This window comes from Bradyrhizobium sp. CIAT3101, assembly GCF_029714945.1.
Lineage (GTDB): Bacteria > Pseudomonadota > Alphaproteobacteria > Rhizobiales > Xanthobacteraceae > Bradyrhizobium.
Map to the genome: position 1 here is coordinate 2,969,076 of NZ_CP121634.1, position 13,611 is coordinate 2,982,686.

11 protein-coding genes are annotated in these 13,611 nt (G+C 62.8%); 6 read left to right on the top strand and 5 right to left on the bottom strand.

The genetic code is table 11. From position 1 onward, the window contains the following. Nucleotides 1-79: 79 nt before the first annotated feature. Nucleotides 80-2,431, top strand: a complete 2,352-nt coding sequence (locus QA645_RS13955; RefSeq protein WP_283050874.1) for a bifunctional salicylyl-CoA 5-hydroxylase/oxidoreductase — start codon at nt 80-82, stop codon at nt 2,429-2,431. 53 nt (nt 2,432-2,484) lie between these two features. Beyond that, the gene (locus tag QA645_RS13960) at nt 2,485-3,735 is read left to right on the top strand and encodes a flavin-dependent oxidoreductase (protein ID WP_283050875.1); all 1,251 of its coding nucleotides are present in this window, start codon (nt 2,485-2,487) and stop codon (nt 3,733-3,735) included. Between the two features lie 9 nt (nt 3,736-3,744). Here QA645_RS13960 and QA645_RS13965 read toward each other — a convergent pair whose 3' ends face one another. Both QA645_RS13965 and QA645_RS13970 read right to left on the bottom strand, forming a co-directional pair. After that, complete coding sequence (locus QA645_RS13965) at nt 3,745-4,203, bottom strand: cupin domain-containing protein (protein WP_194481488.1); 459 nt, start codon at nt 4,201-4,203, stop codon at nt 3,745-3,747. 30 nt (nt 4,204-4,233) lie between these two features. Beyond that, on the bottom strand, nt 4,234-5,409 hold the full coding sequence (locus QA645_RS13970) for an ABC transporter substrate-binding protein (protein WP_283050877.1): 1,176 nt from the start codon (nt 5,407-5,409) through the stop codon (nt 4,234-4,236). Between the two features lie 253 nt (nt 5,410-5,662). Here QA645_RS13970 and QA645_RS13975 point away from each other — a divergent pair, with 253 nt between their 5' ends. The 3 genes from QA645_RS13975 (at nt 5,663) to QA645_RS13985 (ending at nt 8,499) form a co-directional block, all read left to right on the top strand. Next, complete coding sequence (locus QA645_RS13975; RefSeq protein WP_254132816.1) at nt 5,663-6,181, top strand: MarR family transcriptional regulator; 519 nt, start codon at nt 5,663-5,665, stop codon at nt 6,179-6,181. Nucleotides 6,182-6,327: 146 nt separating this feature from the next. Next, entirely contained in the window at nt 6,328-8,019 is a 1,692-nt protein-coding gene (locus QA645_RS13980) for a benzoate-CoA ligase family protein (RefSeq protein WP_283050880.1), read from the top strand. Nucleotides 8,020-8,034: 15 nt separating this feature from the next. Next, nucleotides 8,035-8,499, top strand: a complete 465-nt coding sequence (locus QA645_RS13985; RefSeq protein ID WP_254194693.1) for a RidA family protein — start codon at nt 8,035-8,037, stop codon at nt 8,497-8,499. 33 nt (nt 8,500-8,532) lie between these two features. Here the strand turns inward: QA645_RS13985 and QA645_RS13990 are convergent, their stop codons facing one another. From QA645_RS13990 to QA645_RS14000, 3 genes are all read right to left on the bottom strand, one after another. Then, entirely contained in the window at nt 8,533-9,261 is a 729-nt protein-coding gene (locus tag QA645_RS13990) for a CBS domain-containing protein (RefSeq protein ID WP_283050884.1), read from the bottom strand. A gap of 96 nt (nt 9,262-9,357) precedes the next feature. Further along, complete coding sequence (locus tag QA645_RS13995) at nt 9,358-10,332, bottom strand: CHAD domain-containing protein (RefSeq protein WP_283050886.1); 975 nt, start codon at nt 10,330-10,332, stop codon at nt 9,358-9,360. Nucleotides 10,333-10,357: 25 nt separating this feature from the next. After that, the gene (locus tag QA645_RS14000; protein ID WP_283050888.1) at nt 10,358-11,881 is read right to left on the bottom strand and encodes a bifunctional aminoglycoside phosphotransferase/ATP-binding protein; all 1,524 of its coding nucleotides are present in this window, start codon (nt 11,879-11,881) and stop codon (nt 10,358-10,360) included. 195 nt (nt 11,882-12,076) lie between these two features. On the opposite strand from QA645_RS14000, the gene QA645_RS14005 reads away from it, so the two are divergent. Then, nucleotides 12,077-12,916 carry a universal stress protein gene (locus QA645_RS14005; RefSeq protein ID WP_283050890.1) on the top strand — a complete coding sequence of 280 codons (840 nt, stop codon included), beginning with the start codon at nt 12,077-12,079 and terminating at the stop codon, nt 12,914-12,916. The last annotated feature ends 695 nt before the right edge of the window (nt 12,917-13,611 follow it).

The following is a 13,611-nucleotide window of genomic DNA, read 5'->3' on the forward strand; positions in this document are numbered from 1 at the left end:
AGGCCTGGAATGGGGACTTGCCAGAAATTATTTTAGGCTTAAAATAGTTTTCATGGCCGGGTGAATTGGCGAGGCTCCCATGAAAGTCGCGATCATCGGTGGTGGACCCGCGGGTCTCTACGCAGCGATCCTGCTCAAGAAACAGCGCCCTGGCGCCGACATCGCTGTCTATGAGCGCAACCGCGCCGACGATACGTTCGGCTTCGGCGTGGTGTTCTCGGATGCCACGCTCGACAATTTCGAAAAGCACGACCTTCCAAGCTACCGTCGTATCACCCAGGAGTTCGCCTATTGGGATGATATCGCCGTGCATTTTCGCGGCACCGTGCATCGGGTCGGGGGCAACGGCTTTTGCGGCTGCTCGCGGCAGAAATTGTTGCTGATCCTGCAGGAGCGCGCGAGAGAGCTCGGTGTCGGCCTGCATTTCGAAGTGGATGTCGAGGACGAGTCGCGCTTTGCCGATGCGGATCTCGTCTTGCTCGCCGACGGCATCAACAGCCGATTCCGCGAGAAACATGTAGATCACTTCGAGCCGGAGATTGACCTCCGCACCAACAAATTTGCCTGGATGGGCTCGACCAAGCCGCTCGATGCCTTCACCTTCATCTTCCAGGAGACGGAGTGGGGGCCGTTCATCGCCCACGCTTACCAATACGAAGCCGGTCACTCGACCTGGATCTTCGAGACCGATCCGGAGACGTTCGAGCGCGCGGGGCTGACGGGGCTGAACGAGAGCCAATCCGCCACGCAGATGGCCGAGATCTTTGGCTGGTTCCTGGGCGAGCACAAGTTGCTCACCAACCGCTCGATGTGGCGAAATTTCCCGATGATCCGCAGCAAGCGCTGGGTCAAGGACAACATGGTGCTGCTCGGCGACGCCAAGGCCAGCGCGCACTTCTCGATCGGCTCCGGCACCAAGCTCGCGATGGAAGATGCGATCGCGTTGGCCGAAGCGATGGCGAAGGCGCCCGACATCAAAGCTGCGCTGGACGTCTATGAGCATGGTCGCCGCGAAGAGGTTGAGAAGACCCAGCACGCGGCCGACGTCTCGCTGGTCTGGTTCGAGCATGTCGACCGCTTCTGGGATTTCGATCCCGTGCAGTTCGCCTTTGGCGTGATGACGCGCTCGAAGGCGATTACCTACGACAATCTGAAGCTTCGCGCGCCGGATTTCGTCGCCGAGGTCGAGAAGTCCTTCGCCAGGCAAGTGCGCGGCAATGGGTTCGAGGTCAGCACCGACAAGCCGATGGTGCCGCTGTTCCAGCCGTTCCGCTTGCGCGAGATGGAGATCGCCAACCGCGCCGTGATGTCGCCGATGTGCATGTATTCGGCGAAGGAAGGTGTTCCCGGTGAGTTCCACCTCGTGCATTACGGCTCGCGCGCCATCGGTGGCGCCGGCCTGATCTTCACCGAGATGACCTGTGTCAGCCGCGACGCCCGGATTACACCCGGCTGCGCCGGATTGTGGAATGACGAGCAGGAGACGGCGTGGCGGCGCATCGTCGATTTCGTCCACGGTAACTCCGCCGCAAAAATCTGCCTGCAAGTCGGCCATGCCGGCCGCAAGGGGGCGACCAAGCTGATGTGGGATGGCATCGACCGTCCGCTGGACGAAGGCGGCTGGGATGTCGTCTCGGCGTCGCCGCTACCCTATTTTCCAGACAGCCAAGTGCCCCGCGAGCTCGACCGCGCCGGCATGAATGCGGTGAAGGGCTCTTTTGTCGCCGCAGCGGAGCGTGGTGAGCGCTGCGGCTTCGATATGCTGGAGCTGCACTGCGCCCACGGCTATCTTCTTGCCAGCTTCATTTCACCGCTGACGAACACCCGCACTGACGCGTATGGCGGTTCGCTTGAAAATCGGCTGCGCTTCCCGCTCGAGATATTTGAGGCACTACGGGCAGTGTGGCCGAGGCACAAGCCGATGTCGGTGCGTATTTCTGCGACCGACTGGGCCGACGGCGGCATTACCGGCGATGATGCGGTGGCCGTCGCGCGCGCCTTTGCCGAGGCCGGTGTCGATCTCGTCGATGTCTCGACCGGGCAAACCGTGCGCGATGCACAGCCGATCTATGGCCGCATGTTCCAGACGCCATTCTCCGACCAGGTCCGCAACGAGGCGCGCGTGGCAACCATGTGCGTCGGAAACATCACGACCGCAGACCAGGCCAACACCATCTTGGCAGCTGGTCGGGCCGACCTCGTCGCGCTCGGGCGGCCGCACCTGGTTGATCCTTTCTTCACCATGAAGGCGGCGGCCTGGTATGGCGCAAACGACGCATTCTGCCCGCCGCAATATCTGCCCGGGAAGGACCAGATTTTCCGCAACAGCGTGCGCGATCGGCAGGATCTCGAGGAGCTGAGAATTAAGGCTAAGCCCAAGACCCGAGCTGAGCTCAAGGCGGAGGCGACAAAGCCGCTTGCGGCGGAGTGACCGCTCGTGCGACGTTAACCCGGTTGCCTGTGTATTGAGTGGAGTTAAGGGCGATGAAGGCGATTATCGTCGGCGGCGGTATCGGTGGTCTCACCACGGCTTTGATGCTGCGGGCCCGCGGCATCGGCTGCGAGATTTTCGAGCAATCGGATACGATCCGCGAACTCGGCGTCGGTATCAATACGCTGCCCCACGCCATGCGTGAGCTTGCCAGTCTCGGCCTACTGCAAAAGCTCGACGACGTCGCGATCCGCACCGACCAGCTCTATTACCTCAACCGCCATGGCCAGGAGGTCTGGCGCGAAGCCCGCGGCGTCGATGCGGGTCACGACGTGCCGCAGTTCTCGATCCACCGCGGCCGCCTTCAGGGTGTCATCCATCGCGCCGTCGAGGAGCGGCTCGGAGCGGAGACGATCCACACCGGCTGCCGGCTTGGCGCTTTCACGCAGGACGAGGGTGGCGTCACGGCCTATTTCTTCGATCGTGCCGGCTCGCATATCCACACCGCGCGCGGCGATATTTTGATCGGCGCCGACGGCATCCACTCACGCGTACGCGACACGCTGTTCCCGAACGAAGGACCGCCGTGTTGGAACGGCCTGATGCTGTGGCGCGGTGCGCGCGACTGGCCGCTGTTCCTCACCGGAAAATCGATGATCGTTGCCGGTGGCCTCAACGCCAAGGTGGTGATTTATCCGATCGCGGAGGGATCGAGCTCGGCGAGCCGTCTTACCAACTGGGCGGTGCTCGTGAAAGTGGGCGAGGGCAATGCGCCGCCGCCGCGGAAGGAAGACTGGTCACGGCCGGGCCGGCGCGAGGAGCTGATGCCGCATGTCGCGCGCTTCTCGGTGCCCTATATCGACGTGAAGAGCCTGATTTCGGCGACGCCGGAGTTTTATGAATATCCGACCTGCGACCGCGATCCGTTGCCCTATTGGTCGTCCGGACGCGTCACCCTGCTCGGCGATGCCGCGCATCCCATGTATCCGGTCGGCTCCAACGGCGCCTCGCAGGCGATCCTCGATGCGCGCTGCCTTGCGGACGCGCTGGTACGCGCCGAGCATCCGCGTCAGGCCCTGATGGAATATGAGAAGAAGCGCCTGCCGATGACGGCGGACATCGTCCGCTCCAACCGGCGCGGCGGGCCCGAGGGCGTCATCGACGCCGTCGAGCAGTTGGCGCCCGACGGCTTTGACAATGTCGACAACGTGCTGAGCTACTCCCAGCGCGAGGCGATCGTGCGTGGTTATGCCACAAAAGCCGGCTTTGCCGCGGTACCCGGCCTCGCGGCGGTGCGCGCCTGACGTGAGCCCTTAGCCGGCGCCCGGCGGCGGCGGCAGGAAGTGGATGTTGAACTCGGCGGCCATCGCCACAACATCCTCGGGCTTCTGCTCCTTCATGTTGTGAAGGCCCCAGAACAGGTCGAACAGCTTTTTGGTCGGCGACACCCAGAACAGCACTTTTGCGGTCTGGTCCGATTTGTTGAAGATGCCGTGCGGCACGCCCATGCCAAGGCGGATCAGATCGCCGGGCGTCGCCTGCGCCTCCGAATTGCCGAGCACGAAGTCGAGCTTGCCCTCCAGCATGTAGAGATATTCGTCCTGGTCGGGATGAATGTGCGGTGGCACGAACGTGCCCGGCGGCAGTGTGGCGTGCCAGGAGAAGCTGTTCTCGGTGTTGCTCTTCGGCACATAGGTCTGGCCGAGGATGTTCCAGGAGATGCCCTGGATCCCCTCGTTAGCCCGCGTGATGCCGGTAATTTCGCTCTTCATTGCAGTCCTCCCTTAACGCGACGCGCGGCGTTAGTTTGCCGCCTTGCAGTCCTTGGCATAGCGATCGCCGTAGTTCTCGAAAACCTTCTGGACGATCTCGGTCTGGAATTTGCCGTCCGGACGCTTGGCGACCTTGGTCAGGTAGAAATCCTGGATCGGATAGCCGTTGGTGTTGAACTTGAACGACCCGCGCAGCGACGTGAAGTCCGCCTTCTTCAGGGCGGCCGCAACGGCGTCCTTGTTGGAGAGATCGCCCTTCACGCCCTTGACCGCGCTGTCGATCAGCATTGCAGCGTCATAAGCCTGGAAGGCGTAGGTGCCGGGCACGCCGTTATAGGCGGCCTCGTAGCTGGCGACGAACTTCTTGTTCTGGGGATTGTCGAGATTGGGCGCCCAGTTCGCGCCGCCGAACATGCCGACCGCCGCGTCCTGCTGTGCCGGCAGGGTCGATTCATCCACCGTGAAGGCTGAGAGCACCGGAATGTTGTCGGCGAGACCGGCCTGCTTGTATTGCTTGACGAGGTTGACGCCGAGGCCGCCCGGCATGAACGTGAACAGCGCATCGGGCTTCTGCGAGGAAATCTTGGAAAGCTCCGGCTGGAAGTCCAGCGTGTTGAGCGGCATGTAAGACTCTTCGACGATCTCGCCCTTGTAGTCGAGCTTGAAACCGGCGACCGAGTCCTTGCCGGCCTGATAGTTCGGCACCATCAGATACATGCGCTTGTAGCCGCGATCCTGCGCCACCTTGCCGAGGATCTCGTGCACCTGGTCGTTCTGATAGGACGTCACGTAGAAGAACGGGTTGCAGTCCTTGCCGGCAAAGGTCGATGGGCCGGCGTTGGGGCTGATCAGGAATACCTTGGATTCCGTGACCGGCCGGTGGATGGCCTGGAGGATGTTGGAGAAGATCGGCCCGACCACAAAGTCGACCTTGTCGCGCTCCAGAAGACCCTTGACCTTGGTCACGGCGACGTCAGGCTTCAACTCGTCGTCGACCGCGATGACCTCGACGTCGCGGCCACCCATCTTGCCGCCGAGATCCTTTACCGCGAGGGCAAAACCGTCGCGAACCTGCTGGCCGAGCGCCGCGCCGGGCCCCGACAGCGTCACGATCACGCCCAGCTTGATCTTCTCTTGTGCGAGGGCAGGGCTCATCGTTGTGCCGAGCAGCAAGGCGGCTGCGGCCAAAGTCATTTGCGTCTTCATGATCTGTCCCCCCGTGGCGATCGGGCCTGCGCTGCAGGCCGCATACTTCGATCCAAGCTTATGCCGATGATGGCTACCGCGGCAAGCTGAGCTCAAGGCGTCGCCATCGCGCGCGAAAGCGGCGCATGCAAGCCGCGCGCCAATTATTTGAAGCCTAAAGAAATTGATGTGCGGTCGATTGTTGCAGCTTTGGGCTTGCGGCCGGCGTCGATTTATTTGAAGCTCAAAACGTTGGGAATCCGTGCCGGCGCCAATGCCGGCCGTGAGTGACTGCAGCGAGATGCTCGATTCCGAGACCAAGGCCGTCGAAACGCCGGAGGACCATGCCGAAGAGCTTCGGCTGTGGTTGCGCCTGCTCACCTGCACGACCCTGATCGAGGGAGAAGTCCGCGGCCGGCTGCGGCAACGTTTCGACGTCACGCTGCCCCGTTTCGATCTGATGGCGCAGCTCGACAAGGCGCCTGACGGCATGACGCTGTCGGATGTCTCCAAGCGCATGATGGTGTCCAACGGCAATGTCACCGGCCTCGTCGAGCGCCTGGTCGAATCCGGCCATCTCGATCGCCGGACCTCGGAGACCGACCGCCGCGTCCAGGTGATCCGCCTCACGAAGCTTGGTCGTGCCGAGTTTCGCAGGATGGCCTCGGAACACGAGACCTGGATCGCTGATCTCTTTGCCGATTTGACGCCGAAGGACGTTCGCGAATTGATGCGGCTCCTGGCCAAGACCAAGGCGTCGGCGCAGAAATCGGCCGGCCGCCGCCGGCCCTAGGTCCGCGGGCGACTGGTCTCCAATCCCTTTTGCCGCACGAAAATGCATGGGATGCCCAAAATCCGCTATTGCGCCGAATTGTTTTAAGCCTAAAATGTTTTCCGTTGAGTGCTGCCGGGTGCTTTCCATGCTGAAAGGAGCGTGCGATGGCCAACGCCGCCAAGGTTCAAGTTTCGGGCTCGCATGACGGCAACGCCGTGACTGCCCACGTCGACACGTTTGCGCGGCAGCATCTGCCGCCGCCAGAGCTGTGGCCGGAGTTCATCTTCACACGGCCGGAGCTGCGCTATCCGCAGCGATTGAATTGCGTCAGCTATTTCCTCGACCGCTGGGTCGAGCAGGGGCAGGGCGATGCGCCTTGCGTCATCAGCCCCGCCGTCAGCTACACCTATCGCGAGTTGCAGGCGCTCGTGAACCGCATCGCCAATGTGTTGGTCGGAAAACTCGGTCTCGTCACCGGCGGCCGCGTGATGCTGCGCTCCGCCAACAGCCCGATGATGGTTGCGACCTATCTTGCGGTGATCAAGGCCGGCGGCATTTGCGTGGCGACGATGCCGCTGCTGCGCGCCAAGGAGCTATCCTATCCGATCCAGAAGGCGGAGATCACGATTGCGCTTTGCGACGGAAAACTCTCCGACGAGATGGAGAAGGCGAAGCTGGCTGCGCCGGATCTCAGGCACGTGGTCTATTGGGGCAACGGTGCACCCGACTCGCTCGAAGCACTGATCGCGGATGCGAGCGCCGAGTTCGCCGCGGTCGATACCGCCGCTGACGATATCTGCCTGATCGCCTTCACGTCGGGGACCACCGGCGATCCAAAGGGCACCATGCATTTCCATCGGGACATGTTGGCGGTGTGCGACGGCTATGCGCGCAACATCCTGCAGGCCGAGCAGAAAGACCGTTTCGTCGGCTCCGCGCCGCTGGCCTTCACCTTCGGCTTCGGCGGCGTGCTGTTCCCGATGCACATCGGCGCTTCTTTTGTCGTCCTCGAGAAGACGACGCCCGACGACATCCTGACGGCGATCGAACAGTACAGGACCACGGTCTGCTTTACGGCGCCGACCGCGTACCGCGCCATGATCGGCAAGCTTCCGGGGCGCGACATTTCCTCGCTAAGGAAGTGCGTGTCCGCGGGTGAGACGCTGCCCAAGCCGACATTCGACGCTTGGCTCAAGGCCACCGGCATCAAGCTGATGGACGGAATTGGCTCGACTGAGCTGCTGCACATCTTCATCAGCGCGACGGAGGACGAAATTCGCCCCGGCGCGACCGGCAAGCCCGTGCCTGGCTATGAGGCGAAGATCGTCGACGATGATGGCAATGACCTGCCGCCGGGCACGATGGGGAAGCTTGCAGTGCGCGGGCCGACCGGTTGTCGCTACCTTGCCGACGAGCGGCAACGCAAATATGTCCAGAACGGCTGGAACATCACCGGCGACACCTATCTGATGGATAGCGACGGTTATTTCTGGTACCAGTCGCGCTCCGACGACATGATCGTGTCATCCGGATACAATATCGCGGGAACGGATGTGGAAGCAGCGCTGCTCACCCATCCGTCGGTTGCCGAGTGTGGCGTCGTGGGTGCGCCGGATGAGGCGCGCGGGATGATTGTGAAGGCCTATGTCATTGCCGCACCCGGCGTGACGCCGGATGCAAAGCTCGCAGCCGAGTTGCAGGAGCATGTCAAACGCGAGATCGCGCCGTATAAATATCCGCGCGCGATCGAGTTCGTGACCCAGCTGCCGAAAACCGAGACCGGAAAATTGAAGCGCTTCGCCTTGCGGCAATTGGCGCAAGCGGCGGCGACGTCCTCGGGCGTCGCGGCAGAATGAGATGAGGATCAGGATTTGTCCGTGACGACGCCGAAAGGCCCACAGCTCGCGGTGCTGCCCGGTGCAGCCGAGGATGACGTCAGCCCGAGGGCACAGGTGCTCCAGCCATCCGGCTGGCCGATGCCGAAGGGCTATGCCAACGGCATGGCTGCCGAAGGGCGCTTCGTGGTGACCGGCGGCGTGATCGGCTGGGATGCCGAGGAGCGTCTCGCGGACGGCTTTGTCGCGCAGGTGCGTCAGACCCTGAGCAACATCGCGGAAATCCTTGCCGAGGCCGGTGCGCGGCCCGAGCACCTCGTGCGCCTGACCTGGTATGTCGTCGACATGGACGAATACCTGACGAACCTGAAGGAGCTCGGCAAGATCTATCGCACGATCTTCGGCGCGCATTATCCGGCAATGGCGCTTGTCCAGGTCGTCCGCCTTGTTGAGAAAGCGGCACGCGTCGAGATCGAAGCAACCGCCGTCATTCCTCGCTGAACGACACTCAGCTCGCCGCGTCAGCTTGCCTTGTCAGCTTGCCTTGGCGAGATCATCGTCCTCGGGTGAGTTCAGATAGACGCCGGACATGGTGTCGACCCAGCATAGATGGTCGTGCACCTTCCTGACGCCCGCGACATTCTCCGCGGCAACGACCGCAGCCTGCCGCGCGCGCTCCTCGGTGATGACGCCGCTCAAATGAACGATGCCGTCGCGAACGATGACGTTCAGTCCGAACGGGCACCAATCGTTCTTCTCCATGGCATCGATGATGCGCCCGCGGATGTGATCATCGTCGGCGGTCGGGTCCGGCACGTCGCGAGCGAGGCCCGCCACGGCCTGCAGAAGGTTGGCGCGTGATACGATGCCGACGAGCTTGTCGCCGCGAACCACCGGCAGCCGCTTCACGTTGTTCCGTTCCATGAGATCGACGATTTCCGCAAGCGCGGCGTCTTCGGTAATGGTGACGGGCGAGGCGGTCATGACCTCCGACACCCTGCGGCCATGCTCGTGGACGAAATCGCTGGCTGTCTTGCCGGGACCGAGGATGAACCGCAGCCAGCGGCCGCGCTTGCGCCCGGTGCCTATTTCGCTGCGGCGGATGAAGTCGCCCTCCGAGACGACGCCGACCAGCTTGCCGCTACCGTCGACAACAGTCAGGCCGCTGACGTGGCGCTTCAGCATGATGTTCGCGGCCTCGACGATGCTGGTGTCGGGGGTGACCGAGATAACCGAGCGAGTCATGATCTGGTGGGCGCGCATGGGGGGCTCCGCAAGTTCACACGAATATCGATGTGCGGAGCTTAGATCAGCGGCAGCGGCCTGGTTTGACGCAGGTCAAGCAGCGCTGGCGTCGAACTAGTCCTCCGGCTCCGGGTCTGGCGTCAGGTCGGAGGAGCGGAAGGGCTTTGCCTTGTCCAGCTTGCGATAGGCCGTCGAAGCCGTTCGCAACAGCTTCTTTTCCCGCTTGCGGTCGAGAAAGCGAACGGCGGCCTCGGGGGCGGCTTCGTTCAACGACGCGGCCAGCGTCTGGCCGCGCGCATCGTCGTTCAGCTGTCCGAGCGATTTTTGCGCCCTGCGCAATTGTTTGAGAATCGACTTCTGCTTCGTCAGCGACTTCTCGGCGAACAGGTCCTCCAGCGACTCGATCGAATAGGTCAGTCGCTTGTTGAGAATCCGCAGCTTGTGCCGCTTCTCGACGTCGAGCTTGCGCAGCTTCTTGGCCTTCCTGAGCAGCGTCTTTTCCCATTCGGTCAGTTGCGCCGTCGCGTGGTCGGCGAGCGGGCAACGGCGCAGCCTGATGGCCTCCTTGCCGCGCCGGGTCGACCAGGGGCCGCTCTCGATCCAGCTCGAGGTCTGTTCGACCAGGCGGCGATATCGCGCCGATTGCAGCGCGCGGGCCAGCAGGCGATGGCTTTCGGCGCGCTTGTCGTCCCAGTGCTGCAGCTCGGCGATCACCGCGAGCTCGTTCCCGGTCTCGGCCACGACGCGTTCGATGGCGACGTCGAGATCCCGCACCATGCCGAGCTGGCTGTTCAGCCATTTCAACTCGGCCCAGACCTTGGGGCGCAGCGCATCGTCGACCATGGGCGAAAAGAAGCGAATCGCGGTCCGCAGGTGCGTCAGCGCGATTCGGATCTGATGCAGCGCCTCCGGATCGCCTCGACAGGTCCCGTCGTGCTGGGCAAGGACGGCGGCGAGGTGACGGCGGGCGATGATCCGAAAGGCGGTGTCGCAGGCCATGCCGGGGCTGAGGCGTCCGGGCAGCGTATTGCGGCTCCCCGCCGGCCTGGCGAGGGCGGTCGCCGTCGAACTCGTGGTGGGTCGCGCCATCCTAGCCCGCGCCAATCAGATTGCCTTACCTGCCCTCAGCGATCGCGTCCTGGCAGCTCTGGAGCGTCTGCGCTTGTGTCCCGGATGCATCGATGGTCGTCCAACCGATATGGCCGATATTATAGTGCTCTTGCAACGCGGCAACCTCTTGCGTCGCGTCGGATGCGTCACCGCTGCGACCGCCGATTCGGGCCTGGCGGGTCGCCAGATCCGCGACCAGGAAGAGGCCGGTGAGAGGTACCTTACAATTCCTCGCCAACGTGGCGGTGGCATCCCGCTCGAAATCGCGGGCGAACACGCCGTCGACGATTGCTGAATGGCCCTGAGCCAGCACACGCCGGGTGCGCTCGGCCATTGCCTCGTAGACGCGGGCCGCAAGCTCGGGCGTATAGGCGGACGGCGGCAGCCGGTCCGTGTCGGCAATACCGAACATCTGCTTGCGAATGACGTCGCTGCGCAGCACGACGGCGCCAGGCTGCGGAGCGACGGTAGGCGCGAGCGCGCGTGCCAAAACTGTCTTGCCGGTGCCAGATAGTCCACCCACCGCGATCAGATGGGGAGCGGGAGGCTGGATCAGCGCCTGGGCAAGGTCGAAATAATGGCGCGCCTCATCGAGAATGCCGGCATCGTCGGAATGTGGTGGCTTCAGCCGTGCCAACGCCACCTGGGCCCGGATCGCTGCGCGCATTGACATGAACAGCGGCAGCGCGCCGAGCGCGTCGAGATTATTCAGCGGTGTCGCGGCAAGATATCGGTTCAGAACGGTATTGGCTGCCAGCGGCTGATGGTGGCGGAGCAGATCCATCAGCGTAAACGCGAGGTCATAGAATACGTCGACAGTCGCCATCTGTGCGTCGAACTCGATGGCATCGAATAGCACGGGCTGCTGCTCGATCATCACGATATTTGCAAGATGCAGATCGCCGTGACAGCGGCGCACGAAGCCTTGGCGGCTGCGCTCTTCGAGCAAGGGACGGGTGCGCAGGAATGCCGCGTGCGAGGCCTGCGCAAGCTGCTCGATCTCTATGGCCGGGAGATGATTGCCGATTCGCAGGCCATTGCTGTTGCCGTCGATCAGGGCGGGGATGGAGGTTATCCAGGCCTTGCCGTCGGCGGGCGTCGTTGCCGCATGCGAAGCCGCGATCGCGTCGGCGACGGCCGACGCAAAGTCCGCGTCGAACCGTCCGGCCTTCGCCAGATGATCCAGCGTTCGGCTCTCGTCGAAACGCGACATGTCCACGGCATATTCGATCGGCTTGCCGCTGCCGTCGACCTTCACCGACCCGTCCGGTTCTTCAGTAATGGCCACGACGCGATGATAGATCTGTGGCGCATGCGGCCGGTTGATCCTGACCTCCTCCTCGCACGCCATCTTGCGTTTCCCAAGTGTCGCATAATCGAGAAAGGGATATTTGACCGCCCGCTTGATCTTCAGCGCGCGCGTCCCGTCGAGGAAGACCGAGGCCGCGTGTGTGTCGATCCGCTTCGCGCCGGGATGTGCGGTCAGTGCCGCGAAGATCCGTTCCTGGGTCGCAGAATTGTCGGTCATCCCTTCCGGCCTATTGCAGATGAGGGCGCCAAGCGGTCCGGCCGCACACCAAGGTAACCTTTAGGTCGGGACTGCGACCAGTCCTTGACTTCCGTCAAGGCCGGTCGTCGGTTGGCGATGTGGAGTTTTCCCGGCTTGAGGAAGATCAAGGCCCCGGACCGAAGGCGGCCTATTCTGGCCGGCAAGGAGAATCCGATGCCCATCAAGGACGTGTTTCTGCCGCTCATTGGCCAGCCGCGCTCGTCCACGCTGGCCACGATTGAGAAGTGCGTCGCCGTTGCCGCCGATCTCGGCGCCAGGATAACCGGGCTTGCGCTCGAGGACGATGCCTTCGCGCGACCGAAGGTGGTGTTCCCTGACGATCCGGAGGCCGCCGAATTCAGTGCCGCGCGCGAGGCGGACGACATGCAGCAACTCCTCGACACGTTCTCCACTGCGACCTCGCGTGCCGGGATTCGCGCCCAAAGCCGGTCAGGCAGAGTCCCGGCGGACCAGATCGCCTCGACCCTGGCCGAGCACGCGCGCTTCAGCGACCTCACCATGGTCCCCGTGAAGCCGCACGACAGCCGAACGGAAAACATCGTTGACACGCTCCTGTTCGAATCCGGCCGGCCATTGCTGCTTTGTCCGGAGCAGCACGTAGAGGCGCTGCGGCCGGAATTCGAGAACGTCGTGATTGCCTGGGACCATTCGGCACGCGCGGCACGTGCGGTCGGCGACGCGTTACCGATCCTGCAGGCTGCCGCTGTGGTGCGGGTGATCACGGTGGCGGACGACAAGGACGAAGCGGTCACGCAATCCGGCACCAGTCTCGTCCATCATCTCAGGGAGCATGGGGTCTATGCATCCTTCGAAACCGTGAAGGGCGGTGGCAGCTCGATCGGCAAGGTGCTGGGAAGCTTCGCGCAGTCGCATGCTGTCGATGCCATCGTCATGGGCGCCTACCACCATTCGCGTCTGAACGAGATCGTCTGGGGCGGCGTAACGAAGACCATCATCGGCCAGCCACCGTGCTGGGTGATGATGTCGCACTAGCGTCCTGAACCGGAAGTTCGCAACATCGCGTCGATGCTGTCGCGTATTTTTGAGATTGTGCCCTCGAGCCCGATCTAGCAGGCGAACTTTCGCTGAACGGCAGCCAGTGCCCGAAAATGATCCCTAATTTCATCTTGCGTTGGATCAGCAGCACACGCCGCAAATCTCTTATTGAGCCAGGTCCAAGCTGCGGCCTGCGATAAGGGGCGATGCTGGTCACATCGGGACTCTCCCGCGCTCGGGCGCGTGCAGGACCATGAAATGCTCTTGCACGATAGCGAGCCGGATCGTTTTCTTTGTTGCAATTACAAGCTTCATCGTCGGTCGCAAGCAGGCCTTTGGTGGGCGCTGATAACCGAAATGGTTATTGAGTTCTCAGCACATCATGCCTCATGTGATTGAATGAGGTACCCCCTCCGAGCCATTGGCTCGATAGGTGAACTCAGCGAGTATCGAGACAAATCGCAGTTTGTCGCGTCTCGGATTCAGCGAGTTGGGACTTTCTGTTAGCTGCTGTTTTGGAGAGGCCGAGCGAGCCGCGGTAGCGGTGCGCCTGGATGTCTATTGCCGCGCTCCGGAGGGAAATTCATGCGGACGCCAAGTAGCCCGCGTTTCGAGACCGTGGCAGCGGTCGTCTTGGAACCTGCACTCTCGACCAACAGGCACTGCGATCGAACCGCAATGGAGGGCTGACG

Coding starts and splice junctions, on each gene's coding strand:
- QA645_RS13955 (WP_283050874.1), top strand. CDS start 80: ATGAAAGTCGCGATCATCGGTGGTGGACCCGCGGGTCTCTACGCAGCG.
- QA645_RS13960 (WP_283050875.1), top strand. CDS start 2,485: ATGAAGGCGATTATCGTCGGCGGCGGTATCGGTGGTCTCACCACGGCT.
- QA645_RS13965 (WP_194481488.1), bottom strand. CDS start 4,203: ATGAAGAGCGAAATTACCGGCATCACGCGGGCTAACGAGGGGATCCAG.
- QA645_RS13970 (WP_283050877.1), bottom strand. CDS start 5,409: ATGAAGACGCAAATGACTTTGGCCGCAGCCGCCTTGCTGCTCGGCACA.
- QA645_RS13975 (WP_254132816.1), top strand. CDS start 5,663: ATGCCGGCCGTGAGTGACTGCAGCGAGATGCTCGATTCCGAGACCAAG.
- QA645_RS13980 (WP_283050880.1), top strand. CDS start 6,328: ATGGCCAACGCCGCCAAGGTTCAAGTTTCGGGCTCGCATGACGGCAAC.
- QA645_RS13990 (WP_283050884.1), bottom strand. CDS start 9,261: ATGCGCGCCCACCAGATCATGACTCGCTCGGTTATCTCGGTCACCCCC.
- QA645_RS13995 (WP_283050886.1), bottom strand. CDS start 10,332: ATGGCGCGACCCACCACGAGTTCGACGGCGACCGCCCTCGCCAGGCCG.
- QA645_RS14000 (WP_283050888.1), bottom strand. CDS start 11,881: ATGACCGACAATTCTGCGACCCAGGAACGGATCTTCGCGGCACTGACC.
- QA645_RS14005 (WP_283050890.1), top strand. CDS start 12,077: ATGCCCATCAAGGACGTGTTTCTGCCGCTCATTGGCCAGCCGCGCTCG.